This window comes from Cobetia sp. 4B (genome assembly GCF_018831605.1).
In the GTDB taxonomy this organism is placed as follows: domain Bacteria; phylum Pseudomonadota; class Gammaproteobacteria; order Pseudomonadales; family Halomonadaceae; genus Cobetia; species Cobetia amphilecti.
In genome coordinates this window covers 1813836-1839356 of sequence record NZ_CP059843.1, presented here as the reverse complement: position 1 = coordinate 1839356, position 25521 = coordinate 1813836, and the positions used below count along the sequence as shown (strand labels likewise).

At 63.7% G+C, this 25521-nt stretch carries 23 protein-coding genes; 5 read left to right on the top strand and 18 right to left on the bottom strand.

Annotated elements, in window-relative coordinates; translation table 11 throughout:
* Nucleotides 1-26: 26 nt before the first annotated feature.
* Nucleotides 27-1040 carry a D-cysteine desulfhydrase gene (locus tag H2O77_RS07860; protein ID WP_043332804.1) on the bottom strand — a complete coding sequence of 338 codons (1014 nt, stop codon included), beginning with the start codon at nt 1038-1040 and terminating at the stop codon, nt 27-29.
* A gap of 407 nt (nt 1041-1447) precedes the next feature.
* On the opposite strand from H2O77_RS07860, the gene H2O77_RS07855 reads away from it, so the two are divergent.
* Nucleotides 1448-2353 carry a LysR family transcriptional regulator gene (locus tag H2O77_RS07855; protein ID WP_043332806.1) on the top strand — a complete coding sequence of 302 codons (906 nt, stop codon included), beginning with the start codon at nt 1448-1450 and terminating at the stop codon, nt 2351-2353.
* A gap of 108 nt (nt 2354-2461) precedes the next feature.
* Nucleotides 2462-2680, top strand: coding sequence for a TIGR02450 family Trp-rich protein (locus tag H2O77_RS07850; protein WP_043332808.1), 219 nt, complete (start codon nt 2462-2464; stop codon nt 2678-2680).
* 168 nt (nt 2681-2848) lie between these two features.
* Here the strand turns inward: H2O77_RS07850 and H2O77_RS07845 are convergent, their stop codons facing one another.
* The 13 genes from H2O77_RS07845 to H2O77_RS07785 all read right to left on the bottom strand — a co-directional run bounded on the left by H2O77_RS07845 (nt 2849) and on the right by H2O77_RS07785 (nt 17081).
* Nucleotides 2849-4033: a pyridoxal phosphate-dependent aminotransferase gene (locus H2O77_RS07845; RefSeq protein ID WP_215824321.1), complete on the bottom strand. Its 1185-nt coding sequence runs from the start codon at nt 4031-4033 to the stop codon at nt 2849-2851.
* Between the two features lie 2 nt (nt 4034-4035).
* Nucleotides 4036-4710 (bottom strand): TetR family transcriptional regulator C-terminal domain-containing protein, encoded by a 675-nt coding sequence (locus H2O77_RS07840; RefSeq protein WP_215824320.1) that lies wholly within the window; start codon nt 4708-4710, stop codon nt 4036-4038.
* Nucleotides 4711-4809: 99 nt separating this feature from the next.
* Entirely contained in the window at nt 4810-5559 is a 750-nt protein-coding gene (locus H2O77_RS07835) for a class II aldolase/adducin family protein (protein WP_215824319.1), read from the bottom strand.
* Nucleotides 5560-5682: 123 nt separating this feature from the next.
* Nucleotides 5683-6639 carry an NAD(P)-dependent oxidoreductase gene (locus tag H2O77_RS07830; protein WP_215824318.1) on the bottom strand — a complete coding sequence of 319 codons (957 nt, stop codon included), beginning with the start codon at nt 6637-6639 and terminating at the stop codon, nt 5683-5685.
* A 287-nt stretch (nt 6640-6926) separates the two neighbouring features.
* Complete coding sequence (locus H2O77_RS07825) at nt 6927-8033, bottom strand: NADH:flavin oxidoreductase/NADH oxidase (RefSeq protein WP_215824317.1); 1107 nt, start codon at nt 8031-8033, stop codon at nt 6927-6929.
* A gap of 196 nt (nt 8034-8229) precedes the next feature.
* Nucleotides 8230-9207: a class A beta-lactamase gene (bla, locus tag H2O77_RS07820; protein WP_215824316.1), complete on the bottom strand. Its 978-nt coding sequence runs from the start codon at nt 9205-9207 to the stop codon at nt 8230-8232.
* A 166-nt stretch (nt 9208-9373) separates the two neighbouring features.
* Nucleotides 9374-9655, bottom strand: a complete 282-nt coding sequence (locus tag H2O77_RS07815) for an amphi-Trp domain-containing protein (protein ID WP_054555998.1) — start codon at nt 9653-9655, stop codon at nt 9374-9376.
* Nucleotides 9656-9675: 20 nt separating this feature from the next.
* Nucleotides 9676-10968, bottom strand: a complete 1293-nt coding sequence (locus tag H2O77_RS07810) for a metallophosphoesterase (RefSeq protein ID WP_054555997.1) — start codon at nt 10966-10968, stop codon at nt 9676-9678.
* 279 nt (nt 10969-11247) lie between these two features.
* Nucleotides 11248-11988 carry a histidine phosphatase family protein gene (locus H2O77_RS07805; protein ID WP_215824315.1) on the bottom strand — a complete coding sequence of 247 codons (741 nt, stop codon included), beginning with the start codon at nt 11986-11988 and terminating at the stop codon, nt 11248-11250.
* Between the two features lie 117 nt (nt 11989-12105).
* A complete protein-coding gene (locus tag H2O77_RS07800; RefSeq protein ID WP_215824314.1) occupies nt 12106-13098 on the bottom strand; it encodes an NUDIX domain-containing protein in 993 nt (330 codons plus the stop codon).
* A 2-nt stretch (nt 13099-13100) separates the two neighbouring features.
* Entirely contained in the window at nt 13101-14294 is a 1194-nt protein-coding gene (locus H2O77_RS07795) for an HprK-related kinase B (protein WP_215824313.1), read from the bottom strand.
* Complete coding sequence (locus tag H2O77_RS07790) at nt 14291-15193, bottom strand: GAK system ATP-grasp enzyme (protein ID WP_215824312.1); 903 nt, start codon at nt 15191-15193, stop codon at nt 14291-14293. Before H2O77_RS07790 ends, H2O77_RS07795 begins: the two co-directional genes overlap by 4 nt.
* Entirely contained in the window at nt 15186-17081 is a 1896-nt protein-coding gene (locus H2O77_RS07785; RefSeq protein ID WP_215824311.1) for an aminoglycoside phosphotransferase family protein, read from the bottom strand. The genes H2O77_RS07790 and H2O77_RS07785 overlap by 8 nt, the downstream gene beginning before the upstream one ends.
* Nucleotides 17082-17339: 258 nt before the next feature.
* On the opposite strand from H2O77_RS07785, the gene H2O77_RS07780 reads away from it, so the two are divergent.
* Entirely contained in the window at nt 17340-18566 is a 1227-nt protein-coding gene (locus H2O77_RS07780; protein ID WP_215824310.1) for an alpha-hydroxy acid oxidase, read from the top strand.
* 177 nt (nt 18567-18743) lie between these two features.
* Here H2O77_RS07780 and H2O77_RS07775 read toward each other — a convergent pair whose 3' ends face one another.
* Nucleotides 18744-20177 (bottom strand): FAD-dependent oxidoreductase, encoded by a 1434-nt coding sequence (locus H2O77_RS07775; protein ID WP_215824309.1) that lies wholly within the window; start codon nt 20175-20177, stop codon nt 18744-18746.
* A 230-nt stretch (nt 20178-20407) separates the two neighbouring features.
* Between H2O77_RS07775 and H2O77_RS07770 the strand changes: the two genes are divergently transcribed.
* The gene (locus tag H2O77_RS07770) at nt 20408-21244 is read left to right on the top strand and encodes an FCD domain-containing protein (protein WP_215824308.1); all 837 of its coding nucleotides are present in this window, start codon (nt 20408-20410) and stop codon (nt 21242-21244) included.
* A 70-nt stretch (nt 21245-21314) separates the two neighbouring features.
* Nucleotides 21315-22592 (top strand): Zn-dependent hydrolase, encoded by a 1278-nt coding sequence (locus H2O77_RS07765; RefSeq protein ID WP_215824307.1) that lies wholly within the window; start codon nt 21315-21317, stop codon nt 22590-22592.
* A 126-nt stretch (nt 22593-22718) separates the two neighbouring features.
* On the opposite strand, the gene H2O77_RS07760 is transcribed toward H2O77_RS07765, so the two are convergent.
* The 3 genes from H2O77_RS07760 to H2O77_RS07750 are packed head-to-tail and all read right to left on the bottom strand — an operon-like array spanning nt 22719 to nt 25327.
* On the bottom strand, nt 22719-23480 hold the full coding sequence (locus H2O77_RS07760; protein WP_215824306.1) for a M15 family metallopeptidase: 762 nt from the start codon (nt 23478-23480) through the stop codon (nt 22719-22721).
* A gap of 6 nt (nt 23481-23486) precedes the next feature.
* Entirely contained in the window at nt 23487-24764 is a 1278-nt protein-coding gene (locus tag H2O77_RS07755) for a TRAP transporter large permease (protein WP_215824305.1), read from the bottom strand.
* On the bottom strand, nt 24761-25327 hold the full coding sequence (locus tag H2O77_RS07750) for a TRAP transporter small permease (RefSeq protein ID WP_215824304.1): 567 nt from the start codon (nt 25325-25327) through the stop codon (nt 24761-24763). Before H2O77_RS07750 ends, H2O77_RS07755 begins: the two co-directional genes overlap by 4 nt.
* Between the last annotated feature and the right edge of the window lie 194 nt (nt 25328-25521).

The following is a 25521-nucleotide window of genomic DNA, read 5'->3' as shown; positions in this document are numbered from 1 at the left end:
GGACGCATCACTGGCCGCAAACGCTATCAGGCCTGGTAATCCGCGAAGTTGAAGGCATCCGGGTAGCCGAACAGGGCCACGGCACCGCCGGTGTGCAGGAAAACCACGTTCTCGCCTTCCTTGAAGTGCCCCTTGCGTACCAGGTCGATCAGACCGGCCATGCCCTTGCCGGAGTAGACCGGGTCCAGCAGGATGCCTTCCTGCTGAGCCAGCAGCGTGACGGCCTCGATCATGCTTTCGGTCGGAATGCCGTAGCCGTCACCGACGTAATCGCAGTTGGCGACGACATCTTCACGCTTGACCACGTCAGACAGGCCCAGCTTGGCTTCGGTCTTCTGTGCCAGCGCGAAGACATTGCCTTCCTGCTTGTCCTTCGGGGCCCGCACGCCGATGCCGAGTACCGGAATGCCGGAGTTGCAGGCGGTCAGGCCCGTCACCAGACCCGCCTGGGTCCCGGCGCTGCCGGTGGCGTGCACGAGGTGATCGATCTTGAGGCCCATGTCGTTGGCCTGGGACAGCAGTTCGAGGGCGGCATTCACGTAACCCAGCGCGCCGATCTCGTTGGAACCACCCCCCGGGATGATGTAGGGCTTCTTGCCCTTGCCGATCAGCTTGTCGGCCAGCGCTTCCATCTCGGCGGCCATGTCGGCACCGCCTTCACGCTTGGCGACCGTCGCGCCATGCAACTGGTCGAGGAAGACGTTGCCGTTGTAGTTGTAGCTGCGGTCGTCACTGCCGGTACGGTCTTCCAGCAGGATGTGGCACTCAAGACCCAGCTTGCAGGCAGCGGCAGCGGTCTGACGCGCGTGGTTGGACTGGGTAGCGCCCTGGGTGATGATGGTGTCGGCGCCCTGCTCCAGCGCGTCTGCCATCAGGAATTCCAGCTTGCGAGTCTTGTTGCCACCGGTGGAAAGCCCGGTGCAGTCATCACGTTTGATCCAGAGACGCGGCCCACCCAACAGCTTGCTCAGGTTGTCCATCGGCTCCAGCGGAGTCGAGAGGTGACCAAGGCGAACACGGGGAAAACGGGACAGATGCATACGAGCCTCCAGGCGAGTCATTGTTGTCATAGGGGGTTACTCTCATAACGACGTTCGTCGAATGTGTGACATCACTCCGGCACGCCGCCGAGCGGTCTTCTCAACAGTAAGCCGCGATTCTCGCCAGTCCCAATGCCATGTTTCTCAAAGTTTGTTACTTTTCTGCATGACCAGCTCTTTGCTCTTGTCCGACTCAGGCATCCAGAAGATCGTCATGCCCGCGACGCCGACCGGCAGTCATATCCATTGCCTGTGGCCTGTGGCCCCTGGCCCTTCGGCGCTGCCCTACCATTGACGAACCATGGATGGTTCATGCTCCGGGGGTGTGCTTGCGGTCTTCACCCCAACAAGCACTCGGTGCATGATGGCCGACCTCCAACAACAACCGACATCTCCTCAGGCGACGCATGAAGATCGAATGGATCGAAGACTTTCTCGCATTGATCGAGGCCGGAACCTTCTCGCTGGCAGCCGAGAGACGCAACGTGACGCAACCCGCCTTCTCGCGCCGGATACGGCAGCTGGAAGAGTGGCTGGGCGTCGAGCTGGTCTATCGTCAGTCGCAGCGCATGATCCTCACCGAGCACGCGCTGGAATATGAGCAGGAAATGCGGGAATGGCTGGCGCGGCTCTACACGTTGCGCAGCCGCCTGCGCAGCGAGGCCCGCCAGGGGCCGAAGGCAATCATCACCACCCAGCACACCCTCACCGTCAGCTATCTGCCGCGGTTGCTGCGCTATTTCCGGCACAACTCCCCCGAAGCCGGACTGCAGGTGAAATCACTGGATCGCAGCGAATGCCTGCAACTGTTCGAGCATGATCAGGCAGACCTGCTGCTGTGCTCAGAACTGCAGGGCGCGCCGATCTTCGATGACAACGGCGACACCCAGCGCATCTCGCTGGGGCTGGAGCGGCTGCTGCCGGTGTGTGCTCCGGACGCCCAGGGGCGCCCCCTGCACCTGCCGCGCAGTGACCAGCGCCTGCCCTTGATCGCCTATGATCCGGAGAGTTTTCTGGGCCAGATTCTGGCCTCGCCCTACCTGATGGACCTGCAGCGCGCCCAGGACATCGACATCATCTGCGAGACGTCCTTTACGCTGGGCATTCGTGAACTGGTGATGGCCGGATTGGGAGTCGGTTGGCTGCCCCACGGCCTGATCGAGGATGACCTGGAGAGCGGCAGACTGGTCTCGCTATTGGATGATCTGGGCGGCCCGACCCTCGAGGTGGCCTGCTATTGTCGCCGTGGCAAGCACAGCGCGGCGACCGAGTCGCTGTGGCAACTGCTCAACGAGAGCCCACCTTCGGTGTAAGCCCACCTGGCGCTCACCTGTCTGCTGGGCTCTGACTTGACCAGCACTGACTTGACTGGCACTGACTCGAGCAGCACGCAGCTGCCAACCGTTTCTTGAGGAACCAGCATGAATCGCATCAACCCCGACAAGCTGTTGCAGAGCAAATGGACCGCCGTGTCGCCCCGGGAGCGTGAGCGCCATTTCATCGTCACACGCTTGATTCGTGATGAGCAGGACGAACATGTGGTCGAGGTCGTGTTGCAGGCGGTGCTGACACGCAGGGATTACACCCTCGCCTGGCGCGAGCTCAAGGCAGATGATGTCTGGCAGATGGGCTGGAAATGACGGGCTGGAAATGATGACCTGACTTGAGCATCGCTGAACGCAGAAACGCCGCCCTCGGGCGGCGTTTCTGCGTCTATGCAACAGAGGGTGAGACGGATTGAAGCCTGATCTTGACTGGCCTTGCCTTGCCTGGCCTTGAGACTGACCGAAAGTCACTGAGAAAAGATCTCAGGCCACGACCTCGGCTTCCAGCTGGTCACACAGCAGCGCCATGCGCTGCACCGCTTCCAGCAGGCTGTCGTCCGGCACGGTCAGGGCGACACGTACCAGCGGCGTACCGCAATCACCGAAGACGCTGCCGGGCATCACCGCCACCTGCTGCTGTTCCAGCAGCCGCCAGGCGAATTGCTCACCGTTCAGGCCGGTGCGTGAGACATCGACCATCAGGAACATGCCGCCCTGGGGCAGGCTGGAGGACAGCTGCGGGATGGCCGCCAGCGCCTCGTGGACCAGACGCGCGCGGCGCCCGAGAGAGTCGCGCAGACGCTCGGTGGTATCGAAATCCCCGCGCAGCGCGGCCTCGGTCATGTCGGCGATGAAGGGCTGGTTGCCGAACAGCATGGTTTCCGAGACAGGCAACAGCCGACGGCAGAATTCCGCCGAGCCGATGGCCCAGCCACTGCGAAAACCGGTGGCAGCGTGACTCTTGGAGATCGAGGACACCACCACGGTGCGCTCACGCAGTGCCTCGATTTCCAGCGGAGAGACGAATTCGCCCGTGAAGATCAGCGCTTCATAGACCTCATCGCAGACGATCCACAGATCATGCTCGCGACATAGCGCGCCGATATGCTCGAGGGTCGTCCGGTCCATCACCGCACCAGTGGGGTTGTGCGGGGTATTGAGCAGCAACACACGGCTCTGCGGCGTGATGGCTGCAGCCAGATCCTGTGGCTGCAAAACGAAGCCATGCTCCATGCGCAGCGGTACCGGCTGCAGGTCACCGCCGGCGCCGCGGATCACGCCCTCATAGGTGGCGTAGTAGGGGTCGCCGGTCAGCACGCCGGCCCCCTCCTCCACCAGCGCCAGCATCACCGCGAACAGCGCCGTCTGCGTGCCGGGGAAACACAGCACGTTGTCTGCGCTGATCTCGGGCATGCGCGCGGCGTAGCGCTCGGCCAGTGCCGCGACCAGCCCCGGCTCGCCACGGCCATCGGAGTAGCGGGTACGGCCAGCGCGCAGCGCCTCGACACAGTGCTCGACCAGAGCCGGATGCGTGGCGATATCCGGCTCGCCGATGGTCAGCTCGATGATCGGCTCGCCGGCTTGGATACGCTGACGGGCAGCGCTGTGAACGGCCCATTTGTCACCGCCCAGATCACTCAGTCGTTCGGTAATGGTGGCGTAGCGCATGCTCAACTCCTGTGAGGTGGGGGTGATGTCGTGATAGCGACGTGCTCAAGCAAGATGCCCTGTGGCAGCCGCAGAATGCCCTCTGCCGCCCGCATGGCGATCGCGGGCAGCCGCTCGACCGGATAGAGACCATGTTCCAGCCCGCCTTCCAGCCATAGGCCATCGATCAAGCCATTGAGGGCGATCGCCTGCTCCTGACAATCGCTCTCGGTGGCGGGCAGCGCGTGGGCGCTCAGCACCGGCTGAACCAGCTGTGCAAGCAGGTCGAGAAACTCGCGATAGGTTTCCTGGTGCACCGCCGAATAGCTGGCATCGTGGCGTACCCGGCCGATGAAGGTCGCCCATAGGGAGATCTTGTGGGCGGCCAGATTGGGCTGCGTGAGACTCGCCGCGATGAAGTTCGCCAGACGACACGCCGGGGATTCATCACTGGCCGGACTGGCATCGGCGATATCGGAGGTCAGCTGGCCCATCATGTAGGCGTAGGCGGCCCGCACCATGTCGTCTTTGGTGCCGAAATGATGGCGAATCAGTCCAGGCGAGACCCCGGCCGCCTCCGCCACGCGGCGCACGCTGGCGCCGGCCAGACCGTGCTGCGCGACACAGCTCAAGGTGGCTTCCAGCAGGTCGCGACGACGCTGATCCTGGGAAAGCCGCTGGAATGCCTTGCGACTCATCGTGATGTCTCCCGTCCTGTCGCTGTCCCACGCATCAGGCACTCAATGGCCTCTCTAACGACGATGCTTTTAGCGACGATGGCCTCAACGACGCGCCCTTCAACAACGATAGTCACAGCCAAGGCCCTCCAGCAGTCGCAGATGAGACTCCCACTCCAGCGCCAGATCTCCCTCCTCGTGAATGGCCATATCGTACTGACCGACCACATGCTCACAGATCTCAGGCGAGAGGCGGCGCACCGGCTGGCCCATGGACAGGGTCGCGACCTGGATCTCGCAGCTGCGCTCGAGATAGAACATGTTGTTGAACATCTCGGCGGCAGAGGCGCCGGTGGTCAGCAGGCCATGATTGCGCAGGATCAGCGCCGGATTGTCGCCAAGGCTCGCCACGATGCGTTCGCGTTCATCCAGATCCAGCGCGATACCCTCGTAATCGTGGTAGGAGACGCGGCCATGGAACTGCAGGGCGATCTGATTCAGTGGCAAGAGCCCTTCTTCCAGGCTCGACACCGCCACACCGGCGCGGGTATGGGTATGCATGATCCAGCTGGCTGAGTGACTTGCCGCATGAATCGCCGAGTGAATGGTGAAACCGGCCGGATTGACCCGCGCGGCACTGTCATCGACCTTCTGGCCGTTGACATCGATCTTGACCAGCGAGGACGCCGTGATCTCCTCCCAGCGCCAGCCATAGGGATTGATCAGAAAATGCCCTTCCTCATCCGGCACCCGCGCCGTGATGTGGGTGTAGATCAGGTCGGTCATGCGATAGTGCGCTGCCAACCGGTAGCAGGCCGCCAGGTCCAGGCGTGCTTGCCACTCCGCGTCACTCATGGTCGATGCCGGCATGTGCTGTCTCCTGTGGTCACAATGTCGCTGTCTGGGGTCGAGAAAGGCTCGGCTGAGCCTTGAGAGGCATTGAAGCGTTCACCTTCGGGGCTCAAGCGCCGCGGGTCTCAATCGCTGCGGCCCTCAATAGCCGCGCTGACGATCCACGCCCAGCGTGAGCGGCAGGTCATCGCGCAATTCACGCGCCGTGGCCACCACCTGCTCGGCCACCACCTCGGGGAGCGAGTCACTGGCCACATGCGGCGTGATGCGCAGGCGCGCGTCCTGCCACCAGCGGTGAGTGGGCGCCAGCGGCTCCTCGCGAAAGACATCCAGCGTCGCGCCTGCTAGTTGCCCGGCGTCGAGAGCGGCTTCAAGGTCCGCTTCCACCAGATGCTCGCCGCGGCCGATCTGCACCAGCCAGGCGCCACGGCGCAGCCGGGCAAACAAGGCAGCATTCAGCACGTTCTCGGTCACCGGTGTCAGCGGCAGGATATTGATCAGATAATCGGCACCGTCGGCCGCCGCCATGACGGCAGCGTCACCGGTCAGGTAACGCACACCCGGCACCGGCGCGGCCGGTTCATTGCGACAGGCGACCGTCACCGAGAATCCCAGGGTCGACAGCGAAGTGACCACGGCGCGCCCCATGCTGCCGTGGCCCAGCACGGCCACCTGTGCCTTCTCTGGCGCACGCATTGCCAAGGGCTGCCATTCGCCACGCGTGGCATTGTCGGCCATGACGGCAAACTCGCGCTCGCGATGCAGTACCTCGTGAGCGGCGAAACCGGCCATCAGATACGCCTGATGCGGGTCGCGCACCCGTGCGACCTGAACCTCGGCCGAGAGCCCCGGATGCCCCAGCAGGGCATCCACCCCCGCCGCGATCGACATGGCAAGCCGAAGATTCGGGTACGGCGTGAAGGCGTCCTCCCCCGGCTGCCAGCAGATGGCGAACCGCACCGCGCTCGGGTCCTCGATCTCATGCGGATGACGCAGCACGACATCGTCGCCCAGCTGGCGCAGCGCTTCACCGTAGAGGCTGTCCAGGTCCAGGGATTCACTCAGATAGACACCCAGAATCGGGGCTTGGCTTGGCATTGGCTCTCCTTGTGATACGACTGGCAGCGAGTGGGTTGCCATGGATTCACTCACACTATTACACACTCGTATAATTACTGCCAGCTGGCTTGCGCTCCCCCGTGCCTTCATCGCCCTGCTGGCGCAGCGCCGCCTTGAGCCACAAGGAGAGACGGAAACATCTCTTCACTCTCCTCCCTCAAATCGTGGCATCGCGGCGCCAGGGATTGAGCAAGCAAGAACGCCCGCGATCATCGAGCAAGTGCTCGTGAACGCGGGCGTCAGTCCTCAATGTCTCTTCACACGATTCAGTCCTGCTGATTCTCCAGCAGCGACTTCAGGCCATGCGGCTGGCAACGCAGGTACTGGGGCGAGGCCTTGAGGGTGTCACCCAGCTCAGCGGCCGCATGCCACGGCCAGCGCGGGTCATAGAGGATGCCACGCGCCAACGCGATGGCATCGGCACGCTCGTTCGCCAGAAGGTCTTCGGCCTGCTGCGGCTCGGTGATCAGGCCAACCGCAATCACCGGCATCTTCACCTGCGCCTTCAGGACCTGGGCGTGCGGCACCTGATAGTTGGGCGCTACCGGAATCTGCTGCTGCGCGCTGAGCCCGCCACTGGAGACATGCAGATAGTGGCAGCCACGACGGTCCAGCGCCTTGGCAAGTTCGATGCTCTGCTCGAGGTCCCAGCCGCCCTCGACCCAGTCCGTCGCGCTGATCCGGATACCCAGCATGACGTGCTCCGGGATCGCGGCCCGCACGGCGTCAAAGACCTCCAGCGTCAGCCGCATGCGGTTCTCGAGCGAGCCACCGTAGTCATCGTCGCGCTGATTGCTCAACGGCGACAGGAACTCATGCAGCAGATACCCATGCGCCGCATGCAGCTCGATGCCGTCCAGGCCAATCTCGACGGCGCGCTGTGCCGCCGCCACGAAGTCCGCGATGGTGCGGCGGATCTGCTCGCCACTCATCGCCTCGGGGAGCGGCCCGCCTTCGCTGAAGGGAATCGCACTGGGGGCAAGTACCTGCCAGCCATTGTCGTTGCCTGGCGCGATGGCAGCACCGCCATCCCAGGGCTTCTGGCAGGATGCCTTGCGTCCCGCATGACCGATCTGCACCGCCAGCGGCATCGGCGAATAGCGGCGGATACGCTCGACGACCCCCTGCATGGCTTGCTGGCAAGCCTCATCGTAGAGCCCGACATCGCCGTGGGTGATGCGCCCTTCCGGGGCAACGGCGCTGGCCTCGAAGATCAGAAGCCCAGCTCCGGACTGGGCGAGATTGCCAAGATGCTGATCATGCCAGGCCTGCATCTGGCCCTTCTCGGCGGAGTACTGACACATCGGCGCGATGATGATGCGATTGTCCAGCGTGAGCGGGCCGAGGGTGAGCGGTGAAAACAGTGTGGACATGGAGTTCCTCTGGATGCAGACAGGGCGGGTTCGGCAAGGCGCAGGCGCGAACATGGCGAGAAGGTCCGTGCTGCCAAAGCCAATGCAGTGCAAGCACAATGCGGGCACCGCGGAGGCGTCACAAGCGCAAGTTGGCCATGGTGGCGGCAACGCTGAGTTGCCCATGCTTCACGCACGCCCTGCCAGCGCCCCACCATCAGCGACTCGCCTCGCCCTCCAGCACTTCCTTGACCACCAGACGCCCGACATCGGCAATCGCGGCATTGCGCGCTGCCAGGTCCGCCTCGCTTTCGGTCAGATAGACCGCCACGATCAACGGGGCACGCAACGGCGGCCACAGGATGGCAACGTCATTGTTGGTGCCATATCCCCCGCCGCCGGTCTTGTCCGCGATCTGCCAGTCATCGGGCAAGGCCGCCCGCAGCTTGTCATCGCCAGTGGTGTTGGCCAGCATCCAGCCCTGCAGAGCCAGGCGCGATGGCTCGCTCAGCGCATCCCCCACCAGCAGTCGCTGCAGGGTGGCCGCCATCGCGTGCGGCGTGGTGGTATCGCGCGGGTCACCGGGAGTGGCCTCATTGAGCGCCGTTTCACGTCTGTCCAGCCGCGTGCTGTCATCGTCCAGGCGCCGCAGATAGGCCGTCAGTGCGGCCGGGCCGCCCAGGGCGTCGAGAATCAGGTTGCCCGCGGTATTGTCGCTAGTCGTGATGGTGGCATGGCACAACGCCTCGAGCGTCAGGCCTCCATCCCGGGTGTGGTGCTCGGTAATGGGGGAATAGGTCACGAGGCCCGCCGGGCGAATCTCCACCTTGCGTGACAACGATTCCTGGCCTTCGTCCACCCGGGAGAGCAGATGACCACAGGCCAGCACCTTGAAAGTGCTGCTCATGGGGAAGCGCTCATTCCCCCGCCAGCTGAAACGGGTGCCATCGGCGGTATCCAGAACAGTGACGCCGATTCGCGCGCCGACCTCTGATTCGATGTCATGAATGGCCGACGCCGAGAGCGGCTTGTCAGCGGCCTGTGCGCCCAGCGGCAGACAGGCAAGCGCGGCGACGGCCAGCCACTGTTTCCAGCACCTTGAGGGCCTGACGGCAGGCTTTGCCGCGAGGCTGGCGGAGTGCCAGCGAAACGAGGGGTGATCAGCACCGCACAGGCGCTGAGGGGATGAAGGCATCAATGACATGTCCTGATCATGGGGAGGGGCCGTCTCGCAAGACACGACCCAATATGCAGCATGCTACATGTACCATAGTCGCGTATGCGCGGACATGTCGGCCATCTCACCGCGGGCCGCGGTCTGGCAGAGACTTGATCTGGGTCAATGCCAGCGCACGCTGCCCTCACTCATCGAGAACCTTGAGCGTTTTGTTGCGCTTGGCGCCGGGCTTGGCATGCCATGACAGGCGAATATCGAGGCGATGATGATCATCCTCTCGCCGCGCCGTGACCTTGAGGGTCATCAGGCCGCGCGGTGCCAGCCGTATCTCGCCGTCCTCATCGCGAAATGACAGCAGTCCCTTGCCCAGCCCCTTGATGATGGCCTTGAGAATGTCCTGAACGCCATCGATGGACTGCAATGACTCATGTCGGAACAGCGACTTGTCCTGCTTGTCGTCTTTCACCTGCCTCTCCTGTGCGTGTTTCAGGGCGCGTAGACCTTGACCTCGGGATGGTCATTGCTGATGCCGACGATGCGTCCACAGGCTTCTATCAGCGTCGCCCCCATGCCCACGCCATCCAGCCCTTCCTTGCGGCGTGAATTGCGATCCAGGGTGACGTCACCCTCGATATGCAGCAGCCCGTGGCGCCAGCCCAGTTGCTGGCCCGCCTGATGATTGACGTGACCATGCATCACGGCACGAATGCCGACCTTGTGCAGGCGCTTGACGCCCGCGGCGCTCAGCACCATGTCGCTCTTGCGATATTTGGTGCGCAGTACATTGGCCAGCTCACCGTAATAGAAGGTGAACGGGTCTTCGCGCAGGATGCGCCGGAATTCCTGATTGACCTGCGAGACCTTCTGGCGGCCGAGTCGTCTGGCAAAGGCATCGTCCACGCCTGCATGGACATGCAGGAAGGCGCCACTGCGATAGGCGAGGCGCATCTCGTCGAAGAACCAGGCAAAGCGCCCGCCGGGCTTGAGAAACAGCTCGTGGGCCTTGAGCGCGGCGGCATAGGTCTGGCGCAACGAGAGACCATGTTTCTCACAGGCATGCTCGAAGCCATCGGCCTTGGCGCTCAGGCGAGTGATCTCCTTCTCCAGCGCCTCCCCCTTGAGCACATGGCCTGCCGATTTGCGAAACTGCTCCGCCCAGTCCGGCCCCGGGTACAGGCGCCGACGGCATTCACTTCGCGAGGGAATGCTCTTCATCGCCCGCGGTCTGTCCGCGAGATAGTGATCGAAGACTTCCTTGAGCAGCGCCAGGCCCTTGGCACCCATGCGCACGAACAGATGATCGGTCCGCGCCGAATCATCATGACTCAGCCGCATCAGCGCCAGCATCAGCCGCATGTCGTGATTGCCCGCCAACAACTTGAGACGCGCTCCGCTGCGCATCAAGGTGCGCAGGGCTTCCAGCAGTTCCAGATTGCTGGGCCCCTTGTCGAGGCAATCACCGCCGATGACGAAGACGCTGCGCTTGCCCCGCGCCGTCAACACCAGGTTGTCCCGCGAGGTCAGGCGCACACCGCCACTGGCCACCAGAGACGCGATGAAGGCTTCCGCGTCGGCATGCGCATCGGAGATGAAGATGACATCGCGGCGTGGCCAGTCCTTGCTGCCCAGCTTGCGAGCGGCGCGGGACACCTTGTCACCGGCGCGCAGGTGCTGATGTGTCTCGGGCCACTGAGCCGCGTGACTGGGCAGCGCCTTCAGATAGCGCGTCGGGCCTCGGTAACGCGGTACGGCGTCGCTCATGGGGGGACTGAGGGTCATTGGGCTATCTCCTTGTGGCATCTGCTTGCCTCGTTGAACTCACCGGCTTGTGGCAAGCAAGCGCCTTGCCGCTCCTTGGGGACCATCCGGGGGCATGCGGAATGAGGTCACGAGCACAGGGCGACAAGCTTATGACCGTTTGATCACAGAAAGATGACAGACTCGCATCACCCTGATGCGCTGGCCTGCTTCTCTGCTGTCAATGACTCCGCCCATACCCTGCTCTCCAGCACCCCGCCCGCTCACGGCACTTCAGTACCCCGCCGGCTGGCCGCCAACTCAGTCCTGCGCGGGCTCGTGACGCTGGCGCACCTTCCACTCGCCAGCCACATGCCGCCATGACCCTGACGGAGTTTCCTCGATGACCACCGGCCGCGCATGGTGCATGCTCAGCCCGGCAATCTGGTCGAAGTCCAGCACGCCCAGCAGATGCGCCGCATGGCGCAGCGCTGCGCCATGGCCGACGATCAGCGTCAGCGTGGCGCCCGGTGTGGGGGGTGATGTAGGAGCCGAAACAGAAGGTGTTGAGAAAGCCGGTAGCGAAGCAATGAAGTCGGCCACCCGCTGACCGGCCTGCATCAGGGATTCAGCCCCCGGCAGCGGCAGGCGAAAGTGGCTGTTGGATTTCCAGTCGGCCGGCAGGAAATCCACGCGCGGGTCATGACGCACCGCTTCGGCGATCTGTGCCGTGGTCAGATTGGCGGCGCTGCCCAGACTGCGCTCCCACAGGGCATCGTGTGCCATGAGCGAGAACTCACGCTCTGTCCTGTCACCCATGACCTCGTTCATCACCTGCGCCGTCTGCCAGGCACGCAACAAGCTGGAGGCATGTAACGTGCTGGCCGGTTGCCAGCCATGTGCCTGACACAGCGCCAGCACTTCCTCGGCTCCCTCACGCGCCTGACGCTCACCGCGACGGGTCAAGGGAAACGGCTGCAGCGCGCTCGGGGTATCAATCTGCTGGTGATAGTCGGCATGACGAATCAATGCCACACGTCGGATTGTCGGTTCATCAGTCATCGGCCGTCGCTCTTCCCGTCTTCACTCGGTATTGATTCATGCTGGCGGTCCTCGCCATGCGTCGACACGTAAGGTGCTAGTGGCGCCAATGGAGCTAAAGGCGCCAGTCTCCCGCGCTCACGTCGCCTGGCGCGACTGCTCAAGCCGTGCCAGCAACGCCATGGCGGCGTGCCCCATCTCGTGGTTCTTCAACAGGCTCGGCACGACCTCCGCCGCCACCCAGCGCCGACTGCGATGCGGTTCCTCCCGCTCGCTCTCTTCCTGCTCATGCACGACTCTCACGGCGTGCAGACTGGCCGCGACCGGAGCGCCCCACTTCTCGTAACTGAATTCCAGCGCTGCGTGGTCCAGCGCCTCCGCCTCGATGCCCGCTTCCTCGCGGGCTTCCTTGAGCGCGGATTCAAGCGGACTCATGCCCGGCTCGACGATCCCCTTGGGCAGGCTCCAGTGACGATTGGAGGAAGAGCCGATGAGCAGCACCTCCCACTGGGCATCGTCGCCTTCCCCCTGCAGACGACAGGGCAGGACGGCCGATTGACGGTAGTAATAGGCGGGGCGTTCGCGTCGCTCCTCACCGGCCGGGAATGGCCAGGGGAAGCCATCCGGCAAGGCACGCACGCGCTGGATCAGCTTCAGGCTCATCTGGCCGGAGCGCAGGTCTTCCCAGCGCCCCTCGAAGGTCAGCTTGACCACCGCCGCCGTCGGCAGCAGCTTGGTCTCCTTGGGCGGACGCGGCCGCTTGCCGGTCAGCCAGACCAGCGCATCTTCCAATGCCGGGTTATGGCCGATGATCATCAGTCGCTGCACGCTGTCCGGGCAGGCACGCACCGTCTTGAGCAGCGGCGCCTCGTCCTCGCAGTAAAGCGCAGGCTTGAGCTCGATCATGTCGACGCCGAGGCCCATCGACTTCACGCACTTTTCCGCCGTGGCGCGCGCGCGAAGGGCCGGCGAGCTCAGGATGGCATCCGGTACCAGCGCCTCCTGGGCAAGCCAGGCTCCCATGCGCTGGGCGCCGCGCTTGCCGCGCTCCTTGAGGGGGCGATGGAAGTCGTCAGCTGCCACTGACCAGTCCGACTTTCCGTGACGCATCAACAGCAGTTCACGACGCATGTTCAAGCCTCCAGCAAGGGGGTCAGGTGGTTCTCGACCAGCGCGGCGAAGTCCACGCGCCCGGTCACCTCAAGCACGCGGGTTGCCGCCAGGCGCTCCAGATACGGCGCGGGATCAAGGCTTGCGCCATTGGGCACGAAACGGCCATCCCGCTGCTGATGGAAGGGCCCAGGTGTCTTCATCACCGCGCGTATCAGCGCTTCGCTGCGGCTGACCTCGACCTCGCGCACCTCGAGCGGTGCCTCGCTGCCGCGCGTCCAGTTGAGTATCACCATGGCCGCAAGCTCGCCGCTGGCGCGGATACGCCCGGGCCCGTAGACGTCCTCGATGATCAGATCGTGCTTCTCTTCGAGACCCCACAGCGCTTCCTGCGGCATCGCTTCATAGCCTGCGATACGTGCGGGGTCCAGCAGCGGGCGCAGACGCGGATTGTTGAGCATGGTGCCCGGATTGATGCGTGGCAACTTGGCGACGCCGCGGGCACGCAGCGTCCCCTCCCGCCCGGGGCGGTCCAGGAACAGCCGGTCATTGCTGATGAAGTCGAACTCGGGATTGTCGAGCGCCTTCACCATGGTGGTGGACTTGCCGCCGCCCGAGAAGGCGGCGATGGCCACCGCGCGATCACCTTTCGACAGCGCCGAGGCGTGACAGATCAAGCCGTCATTCTGCTGCAGATGCGACATGTGCAGATTGAGCAGGAAGTTGATCACCTGGCTTTCATTGTCTTCACAGGGCCCGAACGCCAGGTTGTGGTCGTTGCTGCGCAGAAAGGCCATGCCCGTGCGCACCTTGTGGATCAGGCGCCCGTCGGCCAGGTCGATGATGGCATCCTTGCGGCGTGTCTTGCCGGGCTCCGGCATCCAGTCGACGAAGGCCTCGGGCACGATGCCGAGTCTCGCTGCCGCTGGCGTGTCCTTGAGGGCCGGCGCCTCGAGCACATGCACGAGCCTGGCTCCCCCCGGCACAGTGTCGAGCGCCACGATGCGCGCGCAATGGCGAAAATATGTCGCCAGACGTTGCAGCAGCCGAGACATGTCCGTCATCACGCACAGGCAAAAGTCATCCACCTCGAACAGCAGCGCCTCGCTCAGGCACTGGCGTGACGGCGTCAGCGCCGTGAAGCAGGCGGCGGCCGTCCACTCTGCAAAGGGCAGCGTGGCAAGACTGGCCGGGCTGTCACAGGTCGTCGCGCTCATGCCAGACACTCCATCACGTGATCGAGATAGGCGGTGGCCGCATCGACACCGGCACCTTCCAGCGCCCCGCGGAAGCCGCCGAAGGCCGAGACTTCGAAGATGATCGGGCCATTGTCGGTCAGCGCGACATCGACGGTGGTGAAGTCGAGCTTGAACGGTGCCTGGGCACGCTGCGCCAGCGCGATCAGCTCCTCGGAGGGCTCGAAGGGCGCGTACTTGCCACCGGCGTGGATGGTGGTATTCCAGGCATCGCCCCCACTGACACGGGCGTAGCTGCACAGATAACGGCCACCGACGAAGACCATGCCGTAATCCTGCCCCGGCAGGTCGAGGCGCTGCTGCAGATACATCATCGGGTGCTCGGCGGCGAACTCACGCACGGCAGCTTCCAGCGCGGCATCATCGCCGGTGTCCTCGATGATGCACATGCCCCGCGCCTTGGTGGAGAAAAGCGGCTTGAAGACGGCGGCCTTGAAGCGCTTGACGGCTTCGCAGGCCGCCGTCACGTCTTCGGTGACCAGCGTGGCCGGCATCGGGATGTCGGCATTGGCCAGCGTGACGGTGCAGCTCAGGCGGTCGATCAGGCGAATCATGCTCTCCGCGCTGCTGAAGACGCGCACGCCCCTGGCTTCGGCGACACGCAACAGCTCCAGGCGGTCCAGGCTGCCCGGGGAATATTCCGCGCTGATCTTCTTGACGATCAGGGCATCCAGCTCGGTCAGGTCATGACGCACCCCGGCAGAGTCACGGAATTCGAGGCAGTTGCGGGTCAGGTCCAGCGAGACGGCCGCCATGTCGATCACGAGACGAAAGCCCGTCCGTGCTTCGATGGCATCCGCCAGCACTTCGGTCGACCACTTGCCGGGAATACCCACGACGCCAATCTTGAAATCAGTCAACGAACAACTCCTCCAGGGGAATACGGTAATCGGCCGGCCGTTCAGGGTCGGCGCCAAGCACATGCTCGAGTATAAAGCGTGCGCGGTTGAACATGCGCCCTGCCAGCCCGGCATCGAGGATGAAACGTGTCGAGGTGGCAAAGGAGCGCGCCAGGCCAAGTGCCAGACGCCATTCAAAGGTGGTATCGCCCTGCTCATGGGCAAAGCGACGCATCTGCTGACCGAAACTCAGGGCCAGCGCCAGAATACGGGCCCGCAGCGCCGCATCCGTCAATTGAAGACGGTAATGGGACACCATGTGCACGGACACGTCCTGCACATAGTCCTGATAGGCCGAGCGGTGAAGATCGATGAAGCGGATGCTCTGCTTCGCCGGATCGAAGAGGATGTTGTCGACATTGAAGTCGCCGTGGATATAGACGGCGAAGGGAGCCTCGAGCGAACGTTCCAGACCTGCGGCCTGCTCGATCAACGCTTCCAGCGAGGGCATCTCGCGCCCACACAGCGAGGCACCGCAGTGGCGAAATTCCGGATGGATCTGATAGACATCACTCAGCCGCTTGAGCAGCTGGCGCATGTGCCCTGCAGTGACCGGCTTGTCGCGGCGGGTGGTGGTCCACACCGAGTGTAGCGTCTCGACCAGCGCCTGCTGGGCGGTACGATTGAGACGTGACGATTCATTGATCAACAGATGCTCGAGGGTCATGCCCGGCAGGTGCTCGATCAAGAGTGCCGCGCTGTCGCCCTGCTGATGGTGCGAGAGGATGCGGGGGGCGATGCCGGGATAGATGTCGTGCCAGCGCTCGACGCCCTGACGCTCCTCCTCGACCTTGCGCCCCAGGCCATCCTTGAAGATGGCCAGATACTCCGGCGAGGTCAGCGGCAGATCACCGGCTGACTTGCGGTCCCTGGATTTGCGGTCCCTGGATTTGCTGCCCTTTGACTCGCTCGCATCAGTCTTGCGGTCCTTTGACTTGCTGCCCTTTTGCTTGCTGCCCTTTTGCTTGCTGCCCTTTTGCTTGCTGCCCCCTGACTCGCCAGCCTTGCTGCCCTGTTGTTTGTCGTTGGCCGGCTTGCCCTTGTCATTGCCCTTGTCACTGACCTTCTCAACAGCCCTCTCACTGGGCTTCTCGCTGGCTATCCCCGAGATCCGGCTGCCGGAGCGTGTCTCGGCCAAAGTGTCGACGCGCATCTCGCCCGCCGTCTGACTGCCATCACCGAGTTCATTGACCAGGTGCGTCAGCGAGGCATAGCGCTCGAAGTTGAGTGACTGACCGAGGGTTGCCGAGATGACCGCCTCACCCAACTGCCCCAGCACCTCGCCCATCTGGCTGATTTCCCGGGCCACGAACAGCAGATGTGTCAGGTCTTCGGCGGGAGCGCGCTTCTTCTTGAGCTGGCCAGTGAGTGCCCGGATGCGGCCTTCACTGTCCCGCTTCAGCTTCTCGCGACTGCGCGCAAGCTTCAGGGCCAGGGACAGGGAGCCGTTCTCCAGCGACATCTCGCTGCGCAGAATGCCGCGACGCACACGGCGCAGTGACTTGACCAGCACGACATCATCGACCAGCTGGACATCATCGACGCGAATCAGCTGCTCCAGACAACTGCGCGCCAGCTCACTGAGCCGTGCCAGGCCACTGGCGACCTCGACCAGGCTCTGCTGGAAGCGGGCCCGCGCGTGCGAGCGCTTGTGGTTTCGGGCTTCAGGGCATGCCTGTTCGATACGCTGGCAGAGGTTCTCGGCGTACCCCTGGCGCTCCAGCAGCTTGCGCGCCATGGCCGCCGTCGGCGCGGACACGAACGCCTGCAGCCAGCCATATTGGCTATCCACTTCCGAACACAGAAATCGAAGGTTGTCGCGCGTGCTTTCAGGCCAGGCCTGATCCATGCCATCTCTCCATCCACTCGGAAATCATCCCAATGCCATAGTATTCCACGCAAAGATGACAATCCGCGACACGCGCTGGAGGAATCGACTGTCTTGTGGGTGGTCGGCCGGGCTGAAGCGCGGTTTTTTCATTGAATTCCACCACCCGAACGCCTCCCCCTAGACGTATCGCCTATAGCTGGACAAGACCGGATTCGGTGACAGTAGCGCAAGCGACCCTGCCAGCCCCCGCGTGACCCACCACGGATGGAGACCCGCATGACCATCACCTGCATCAATGACCTGCAACGCCTGGCGAAACGCCGCGTGCCGAAGATGTTCTACGACTATGCCGATTCCGGCTCGTGGACGGAGTCCACCTATCGGGCCAACGAGGCCGACTTCGCCGCGATCGGGCTGCGCCAACGGGTGATGGTCGACATGGACAATCGCACTCTGCGCACGAAGATGCTCGGCGAGGAGGTGGCCATGCCGGTGGCGATCGCGCCGACTGGCCTGACCGGCATGCAGCATGCCGATGGCGAGATGCTGGCCGCGCGCGCGGCGAGTGACTTCGGTATCCCCTTCACGCTCTCGACCATGAGCATCTGTTCCATCGAAGACGTCGCGTCGGTCAGCTCACGGCCCTTCTGGTTCCAGCTTTACGTGATGCGCGACAAGGATTACATCGGACGACTGATCGATCGCGCCAAGGCCGCGGAGTGTTCCGCGCTGGTACTCACCGCTGACCTGCAGATCATCGGCCAGCGCCACAAGGACCTGATCAACGGCCTGAGCGTGCCCCCTCGCCCAACCGTGGCAACCGTGCTCGACCTGGCCACCAAGTGGCGCTGGTGTGCCGGCATGCTCAAGACCAGGCGCCACACCTTCGGCAATATCGCCGGCCACGTGAAGGATGCCGAGAACCTGAGCTCCCTCTCGAAATGGACCGCCAGCCAGTTCGATCCGAGCCTGAGCTGGGACGACATCAAGTGGATCAAGGACCGCTGGGGCGGCAAGCTGATCATCAAGGGCATCATGGAGCCGGAAGATGCCGAGCTGGCCGTGCAGGCAGGCGCCGACGCGGTGATCGTCTCCAACCACGGCGGACGTCAGCTGGATGGTGCCGCCTCCTCCATCTCCGCCCTGCCGGACATTCTCGCGGCAGTCGGCGACAGGACAGAGGTCCACATGGACGGCGGCATCCGCTCCGGACAGGATGTGCTCAAGGCGGTGGCGATGGGCGCCAAGGGCGTCTATCTGGGGCGCGCCTTCCTCTATGGGCTCGGCGCCATGGGCGAACAAGGGGTGACCAAGTCCCTGGAGATCATCCACAAGGAACTCGACACCACGCTGGCCCTGTGCGGACTGCGTGATATCCATGACGTGGACACACGGATTCTCAGGCCCGGCACCTATCCGGTGGCCAGCTCGCAGAGAGAAGCTGAAGCAGCGCGAGAATCACGCCGCCGGGTGCCTCATGACCCGCTGGGCACGACCTCCTGAACACGACGGGGTAGCAATAACGCCCTGAAAAGCACAAGGCCGATATGCGCCGGTGGAATCCACCACGGCACATGTCGGCCTGTCATCACTGGGTAGCGACCCTCTCAAGACTCACTCAAGAGTCACTCTAGAATCACTCAAGACCCTCTCAGGGCACACTCAAGCTCCGCTCAAGACTCAATGCACCTTGAGACGCGGCCCCATGCTACGGCGCAGCACGTCACTGACCACCTCGGCGGAGCCCTTCAGCGGCCCCAGCAGCAGGAACTGGTGCTGGCGCTGCAGCCCTTGATAGGCGGCACGCGCGAAGCGTCCTCTCACCTGCAGATCATCATTGCCCTTGCTGCCCTGGGCATTGCCCAGCTTGTCACTCAACTTGCCGCTGAGCTCACCGACGCTGCCGGCACTGGAGAGTGACAGCAAGGTACCGCGGTCCTTGAACTCGAAGGCCTGAGCCGGCTCCCCCAGCTGGCGACGCGGCAGTTCCTCGGCGAGAAACTCGGCCTGCTCGCTGGCCACCTGAGCGGTGGGCGGCAGCGGTGTCTCATCGATGTTGGCACAATCGCCCAGCGCGAAGATGCTGTCGTGGCCGAGGCATTGCAGCCCGGGCGTCACCGTGAATTGACGCTTCTTGTTGCTTTCCAGGGCGCCGATTTCCTCGACGATGGCGGGCCCGACGCGCCCTCCCGCCCAGACCACCAGATCCGCGTCCCGCGTCACCGACTCGTCGCCTTCACTGATCTCGACACTGCCGGGAGACACCTTGGCGACCTGACGAGACAGTTCGATCTTGATGCCCTGCTCCTCGAGTCGCTGATGGATCGACTCGCGCAGTTCCTGTGAGACACCGGGCATGAAGGTCTCGGTGGCCTCGAGAATCGTGATCTCGACCTTCGCGCCCTTGGGTGCAGGGGCGTCATGCATGCCACGCGCCTCATGCAGGTAGGCGGCAAGTTCGACACCGGTGGCGCCGGAGCCGACGATCACCACCTGATACGGCCGCCCCGGGGACTGCTTGGCACTATCTTGCGTGCCTCCCTCAGTGCCCACCTGAGCGCCGCCCTGGCTGGCTGACAGGCCAGCATCGCCTGTCGGTGCTGTTTCCATCGCCACATGGTTGGCCAGCAGGCCACGCGAGAACTGCTGGGCGATGCGCTCGGCGTCGTCAGGGGAATCCAGCAGGCAGGCATGCTCCAGCACACCCTCGACCCCCATGTCCGGCGTCACACCGCCCAGGGCCAGCACCAGCTGACGATAGCCCCTGACGCGCGCCGGCACCTCGGCGCTCGCGTGATCTTCCCTGCCCGGGATCGCGGCCAGGGTGATCTGGTGCTGTTCAGGGTCCACGCCTGCTAGTGTGCCGCACTCATAGCGGAACCCCCACTGCTCGGCCAGACCGGCATACCCCAGCTCATCGACCTGACGCCGCCCGAGGCCCGCCGCGATCTCATGCAGTCGTGGCTTCCATACGTGACTGGTGTCGCGGTCTATCAGCAAGACGTCCTTGTGGCCTGCCTTGGCAAGGCGAACCGCCAGCTCCAGTCCGCCGGCACCGCCACCGACGATGACGATATCGGCGTCGCGCGTTGGCTGAGGATCATGCGTTTCCATAGAGGCCTCCTTTAGCGGGGTCGAATATAGAAACCTTATGTCAGACCACGCGCTTTTCAAGACTGACACACATGACTTCGCCAATGCGCTGCCTTTGATGCGACGCGTCATTGGCGTGATCGCCTGCGCAACGCTTGAGGCCACCTTGGGGTTTGACAGCGCTCGAGTCCGCGACTAAAGCTTATTTATACGAATAAATATAACTGACTCGCTGCCGCTCAGGACATCGCATGCCGACATCGCCCTCCCCCCTGGACACTTCACGTGCCAGCACCAGTGCCAACGCCTCCGGCGCCCACCTGCCCAAGCGGCAGAAGCTGGCCGAGCTGATCAGTGATGACCTGAGGCGCAGCATCGTGCGCGATGGGTTGAGCGAAGGTGACCGGCTGCCCAACGAGAAGGCGCTGATGGCCCAGTACGGCTGCGCCAAGGGCACGCTGCGCGAAGCCCTCAAGATTCTCGAGGTCGAGGGCTTGATCACCCTGAAGACGGGGCCCAATGGCGGCGCCGTGCTCAATGCGCCAAGCATGGAGCCGGCCAGCCGCATGCTGAGGAGCTTCCTGCATTTCAAGACACTCAATGGCGCTCAGGTCTATCAGCTACGCCGACTGCTGGAAGTCGAGATGGCGGTCTCGGTGGTGGGCCTGCTCAGCGAAGAGGACCTGGTGACGCTCGAGAACAATGTCCATGACTGCAGCTGTCACCAGCCACAGGACGAGGACCAGCGGCGCCAGCGCTTCCTGGAAATCGAATTCCATCAGGTGCTGGCCCGCGCCTGCCCCAACCCGCTGCTCAGCTTCATGTGCCAGTTCCTCAACGACATGCTGCATGAGCTGGTCGTCATCAAGAAGGCCTACCTGCCGGAGCGCAAGCAGTTCGACCAGGCCAATCAGCATTACCACTCCGGTCTGATCACGGCGTTTCGCCACGAGGACCATGAGCAGGTCAGACAGCTCATGACAGAACACATGCAGGATGCCGAGCACCACATGACGGCACTCGAGGTGGAGATGGCCGACCAGTTGCTCGTCACCCCCGCGCAGCTGATGGCCGACAGCAGAACCTGACCCGAAGCCTGGACCAAAACAAAAGCGGAACCGGAAGCACAACAACAATATCCACGAGAGGATGAAGCCGATGACCACTGCCCAGATGGACACATCACCCGCGAATACCCTGAGCGAGCTGCGTACCGACAGCGATCGCCTGTGGCAATCACTGATGACCCTGGCCGAGCTGGGCGCCACGCCCAAGGGCGGCGTCAACCGCCAGGCGCTGACCGAGCTGGACCGCCAGGCGCGCGACCTCTTCATTCAGTGGTGCAAGGCCGAGGGTTGCACGATCCGTATCGATGCCATCGGCAACATCTTCGCGCGCCGCGCCGGCACCGATCCGGACGCACCGGCGGTGATGACCGGCAGCCACATTGATACCCAGCCGACCGGCGGCAAGTTCGATGGCTGCTTCGGGGTGATGGCCGGGCTTGAGGTCCTGCGCAGCCTCAACCAGCACGACATCAAGACCCGCTGCCCGGTGGAAGTGGTGGTCTGGACCAATGAAGAAGGCTGTCGCTTCGCGCCCTGCATGATGGGGTCCGGCGTGCATACCGGCCAGTTGTCACTGCATGAGATGCTCGCCCAGCAGGACAGCGACGGCGTGACCGCCGGTGAGGCACTGGACGCCATCGGCTATCGCGGCAGCGATGAGATCCCCCGCGAGAACGTGCGCGCCTTCTTCGAGAGCCACATCGAGCAGGGCCCGATTCTGGAAGATGAAGCGACCACCATCGGCGTGGTGATGGGCGCGCTGGGCCAGCGCTGGTTCGATCTGACCCTGACCGGTCAGGAGGCGCACGCGGGCCCCACGCCCATGTCGCTGCGCCAGGATGCCATGCTTGGCGCGGCCGAGATCACCGTCGCCGTCAATCGCATCGCCATCGATCACGCGCCGCATGGCCGCGGTACCGTGGGCGTGATGCAGGTCCACCCGGGCTCGCGCAACGTCATCCCCGGGCAGGTCAACATGACCATCGACCTGCGCTCGCTGGAACCCGACTCCCTCACCGCGATGGTCGCGGAGCTGAAAGAAGTCGTCGAAGCCGTCAGTCAGCGGCATCGCCTGACCTACGAGCTTACCCCCACCGCCGACTTCGTGCCGGAACACTTCGCCGACAACTGCGTGAACGCGGTGCGCAATGCCGCCAGCCAGCTCGGCTACTCGCATCTCGACATCGTCAGCGGCGCTGGCCACGACGCCATCTTCATGGGCCGTATCGCCCCCGCCGGCATGATCTTCGTGCCCTGCGAAGGCGGCATCAGCCACAACGAGATCGAGAACGCCGCGCCCAAGGACCTGCACGCCGGCTGCAACGTGCTCTTCCATGCCATGCTCGATCAGGCCGAGATCGTCAGCTGAGCATCAGGCACGGCTCGCTGAACGCTGATCGCATAAGCTGCTGAAACGAAAGCCCCGCTCGAGTCGCCATCGAGCGGGGCTTTCGTGTCTTGCAGGCCAGCGGCTGTCAGGCATGCTCTGACACCTTCACGCCAGTGAGCGTTTCCAGAGACTCTCGATGCTGTCCATCTCCGCCGGACCGAACAGCGCCTCGGGTTCGCCGCGGTACCAGGCCCAGAGCTGATCACCGAAATCGAAGTGCCACCATTCGCTGGGCAGATTGGTAAACCCGGCCTCGGTCATGACGTGATAGAGCAGACGCCGGTTGTCGCGTGCCTCGGCCTGGGGCGTATCGCTGGCAGGCGGATGGCGCTCGAAATGATCGGCGTGGGACTCGGGGGTCGCCTCGTCAAACAGCGTCCCCATCTCGAGCAGCAAGCCATCGGCGTCACACAGGGTGACATCGACGGCGCCGCCGGTGAGATGCGGACTCGGCGCGTCCGGGTCACGGCTGGGCAGCGAGACGAATTCGCGCGTACGCGCCAGCAGCTGGGCCTCATCAAGCTCGGGGTCATGCGTCTTGAGCGACTGATACAGCGTCTCGAACAGATACTGCTGCACCCGCCAGGGACGCCAGCCATCCATCACCACCAACGACAGCCCTTGCGGCAAGGCGCGCGCGGCCTGCAACAGGCGCTGATACACCGCGCGCCGCACCAGACATTCATTGACCGCCCCGGGGATACCGAGGCGCGCGTAGGCAGGATAGACCTTCAGACATGCCGGCCCGAGACTGGTCGGCACCAGAGTACTGTCACAGCCCTTGACGGGGATTCGGGTGACCTGCGTCCAGTCCGGCTCGTCATGACTCGGGATGGTGGGAATTGGGCGATTCAATGTTGACGTCATGAGTTGTTATCCAGACAGGGTCGGCAACCACAGGGTAAGAGGCGGGAAGATGATCAGCATCAGCAGCACCGCGACCGCCACCAGCACGAACGGCCAGATGGTGCGAAACAGCGAGGTGATCTCGAGCTTGCTGACCGCGGCGGCCACGAACACGCAGGCGCCCATCGGCGGCGTGATCAGCGCGATGGTGATATTGAGCGTGATGATGACCCCCAGGTGCACGGGGTCGATGCCGGCGGCCATGGCCACGGGCACGAAGATCGGCGTCAACAGCATCAAGGCCGAGACTTCCTCCATGAACATGCCGGTAACGAAGGTGATGGCGCTGAGCAGCAGCAGGATCAGGATCGGGCTGTCGATATAGGGTGTCAGCAATGCCACGAACTGATTGGGCACCTGGGCATAGGACAGCAGCCAGCTGACGATGGACGACACCGCCATGATCACGAAGATGGCGCTGGTCAGACGCGCCGTGTCCTTGATGGCACCCCACACATCGACAAGCTTGAGCGGCCCTTGGCACAAGCCGCAGAGCAGCACATAGGCCACGATCAAGGCGCCGGATTCGGTCGGGGTCACGATGCCCAGCACGATACCGGAGACGATGATCACCGGTGCCACCAGCGCAGGCAGTGCCCCGATGACTGCTGCGATCACTTCGCGACGCGCCGCTGCCTGGCCACGTGCCTGCAGACCATGACGCCGGGCATACCAGGCATTCATCGCCATGAATGCCACCGCCAGCACCAGACCGGGTACGACACCGGCCAGGAACAGGCTGCCCACGGAGGTGTTGGTCAGCGAAGCGTAGAGGATCATGAAGATGCTGGGCGGGATGATCGGCCCGATCAACGAGCTGCCCGCCGTCAGACCTGCGGCAAAGGAAGTCGAATAGCCCTCCTTGCGCATGGCCGGCACCAGTAGCGAGCCCAGCGCGGAAGTATCGGCGACCGCCGAACCATTGACGCCAGCGAAGAACACGCTGGAGACGACATTGACATGGCCCATGCCACCGCGCAGATGTCCGACCATCAGGCGTGCAAGACGCATGAGGCGTTCGGTCAGGCCACTGATGTTCATCAGGTTGCCGGCGAGAATGAACAGCGGAATCGCCATCAGCGAGAAGGCATTGATGCCACCGAAGAACTGCTGTGGCCCGAGGCGCTCCAGCATCGAAATATCGACGAACAGGAAGCCGGTCACGGCGGTGACGAGCAGGGAGAGAAACAGCGGCAGGCCCAGCAGCACGTGCACGACGAAGATGGCCAACATTGCCCAGATCATGTGCGTGGCCCTCCATTCCTGTCATCGTGTGTCGCAGGCTCGTCGACCTCCTCGTCCGGCGCGATCTCAAGCGCCGGGGATGTCAGTGGCCGTGGGCCATGCAGCAGCACCTGGGCCGTGATCAGCGCGAAGCCGATCGGCATCGACAGCATCGGCACGCTGCGGCTGACGCCCAGCCCCATGGTGCGGAACATGCTCGCCGACATGGCGTAGTGCCAGGTCATCCAGGTCGCGCCCGCCATCAGCACGAGCGTCAGCCACCACTGGTAATGGATCAGCGCCGTGGCCATGCGCGGAGGCAGACGCCGTTCCAGCAGCGCCACCCGCATGTGCGCCCCTTCTGCCCAGACGACGCCGATCGCCAGCATGACACTGGCGATGATGAGATAGCGGGTCAGCTCATCGACCCAGATGGGCGCGCCGCCCAGTACATAGCGCATCACCACGCCGTAAAGCATGATCAGCACCGTGGAAGCCAGCAGTACTGCCGCTATCGCCAGTGTCACGCGGCCACAGGCAAGCAGCAGGCCTTCCCGCAGGGAAGGCTGTCGTGAAGGAGTCATGGAAGTCATTTACCGCAATCCACCAGCAAGGAGGGAAATTCAGAGCCTCGATGCCCGGACTGTCATTGCCCGGGCACCGGGTACCGCAGCGGGATGCTCGCTGATGCCTGAGCGTCACTCGCCTTTCATCGAGTCAGCGTGTCAGTTCATCTCGAAGGGCCATCGCAACAGACCATCGCGACAAGCCATCTCGA

Coding starts and splice junctions, on each gene's coding strand:
- bla (WP_215824316.1), bottom strand. CDS start 9,207: ATGCCTTCATCCCCTCAGCGCCTGTGCGGTGCTGATCACCCCTCGTTT.
- H2O77_RS07755 (WP_215824305.1), bottom strand. CDS start 24,764: ATGATCTGGGCAATGTTGGCCATCTTCGTCGTGCACGTGCTGCTGGGC.
- H2O77_RS07810 (WP_054555997.1), bottom strand. CDS start 10,968: ATGACCCTCAGTCCCCCCATGAGCGACGCCGTACCGCGTTACCGAGGC.
- H2O77_RS07830 (WP_215824318.1), bottom strand. CDS start 6,639: ATGCCAAGCCAAGCCCCGATTCTGGGTGTCTATCTGAGTGAATCCCTG.
- H2O77_RS07760 (WP_215824306.1), bottom strand. CDS start 23,480: ATGACGTCAACATTGAATCGCCCAATTCCCACCATCCCGAGTCATGAC.
- H2O77_RS07850 (WP_043332808.1), top strand. CDS start 2,462: ATGAATCGCATCAACCCCGACAAGCTGTTGCAGAGCAAATGGACCGCC.
- H2O77_RS07825 (WP_215824317.1), bottom strand. CDS start 8,033: ATGTCCACACTGTTTTCACCGCTCACCCTCGGCCCGCTCACGCTGGAC.
- H2O77_RS07770 (WP_215824308.1), top strand. CDS start 20,408: ATGCCGACATCGCCCTCCCCCCTGGACACTTCACGTGCCAGCACCAGT.
- H2O77_RS07780 (WP_215824310.1), top strand. CDS start 17,340: ATGACCATCACCTGCATCAATGACCTGCAACGCCTGGCGAAACGCCGC.
- H2O77_RS07775 (WP_215824309.1), bottom strand. CDS start 20,177: ATGGAAACGCATGATCCTCAGCCAACGCGCGACGCCGATATCGTCATC.
- H2O77_RS07855 (WP_043332806.1), top strand. CDS start 1,448: ATGAAGATCGAATGGATCGAAGACTTTCTCGCATTGATCGAGGCCGGA.
- H2O77_RS07800 (WP_215824314.1), bottom strand. CDS start 13,098: ATGCGTCGTGAACTGCTGTTGATGCGTCACGGAAAGTCGGACTGGTCA.
- H2O77_RS07795 (WP_215824313.1), bottom strand. CDS start 14,294: ATGAGCGCGACGACCTGTGACAGCCCGGCCAGTCTTGCCACGCTGCCC.
- H2O77_RS07835 (WP_215824319.1), bottom strand. CDS start 5,559: ATGCCGGCATCGACCATGAGTGACGCGGAGTGGCAAGCACGCCTGGAC.
- H2O77_RS07750 (WP_215824304.1), bottom strand. CDS start 25,327: ATGACTCCTTCACGACAGCCTTCCCTGCGGGAAGGCCTGCTGCTTGCC.
- H2O77_RS07845 (WP_215824321.1), bottom strand. CDS start 4,033: ATGCGCTACGCCACCATTACCGAACGACTGAGTGATCTGGGCGGTGAC.
- H2O77_RS07785 (WP_215824311.1), bottom strand. CDS start 17,081: ATGGATCAGGCCTGGCCTGAAAGCACGCGCGACAACCTTCGATTTCTG.
- H2O77_RS07765 (WP_215824307.1), top strand. CDS start 21,315: ATGACCACTGCCCAGATGGACACATCACCCGCGAATACCCTGAGCGAG.
- H2O77_RS07805 (WP_215824315.1), bottom strand. CDS start 11,988: ATGACTGATGAACCGACAATCCGACGTGTGGCATTGATTCGTCATGCC.
- H2O77_RS07840 (WP_215824320.1), bottom strand. CDS start 4,710: ATGAGTCGCAAGGCATTCCAGCGGCTTTCCCAGGATCAGCGTCGTCGC.
- H2O77_RS07860 (WP_043332804.1), bottom strand. CDS start 1,040: ATGCATCTGTCCCGTTTTCCCCGTGTTCGCCTTGGTCACCTCTCGACT.